The following is an 859-nucleotide window of genomic DNA, read 5'->3' as shown; positions in this document are numbered from 1 at the left end:
CAAGCACGATGTCATTATTGCCAATCACAGTTTGGTCATGGCTGATGCAGACTTAGGCGGCGGTGTTATTCTGTCTGAACCGGAAAACACCATTTACGKTTTTTGTATGAAGCGCATCATCTTCCCCACGTTCGCACGAGATCATGCCTCTGCTGCTTCAAGCCTAAAAGGTGCAGCTGCATGGCTCGAACGCTTAAACCAAAACAGCAGCAAGTTTGCAGCCTTGGCGGATAAAAACGCGTTAGTCGCTTTCGCAATGAACTTCAAGAATCCGTGCAAGTGGTGATTCCCTCTTTACTACAGCTCGCAAAACAGTTCGACCCAGCGAGTTTTGAGGAAGGCACCTATCGATTTGAGCATGGCCAACTCCCTTCTTGGCTAGAAGAGCAGGCAAAGAGCTCAAATTTCAGCCAGAAGCCATCAGGCGGTCGCTAAAATTGCCGATCTCGTCGCCGAACGTGTTAAAGATGGTGAACTTTCAGCAAAAACTGCCGAGCCCGCTTTGGCGGAACTGGGTTTCTATATTCAACGAACTGAAAATCTTTCACAAGTGTGGCGATTGATGGCAGAGCCGACCCGTGAGAAAGGTGCGCCTCTTGCTCGCTGGCTTGAAAAACATCCGGATCGCGAAGGTGACGTTATCGTCAGTGTCTCTCCTTTAGAGGTAGGCTGGCAGCCTGACACAATCTGGAGTCGCTGCGTCGGCGCATTGGTTGGTTTCTGCAACCATGAGAGCACTGAACTCATTCAATATTCTGTCATCAAGCAGGCATTGATATGCGTGAGGAATCGGGAGTCCAATTTCTTGCTTTGGCCTCACCTTTCGATTATCAAAACCAAGCAGAGTTGCATCTGCCTG

General features: G+C 49.3%; 1 pseudogene. It reads left to right on the top strand.

The window, feature by feature from the left end:
* Positions 1-859, top strand: a pseudogene (locus tag CIK04_RS29125) (ATP-dependent DNA helicase DinG); the annotation flags it as partial.

The sequence above is a fragment of the Vibrio sp. 03_296 genome (genome assembly GCF_002265885.1).
Note: the sequence above shows the minus strand (reverse complement) of the source record. Positions and strands in the feature narration are given on the sequence as shown.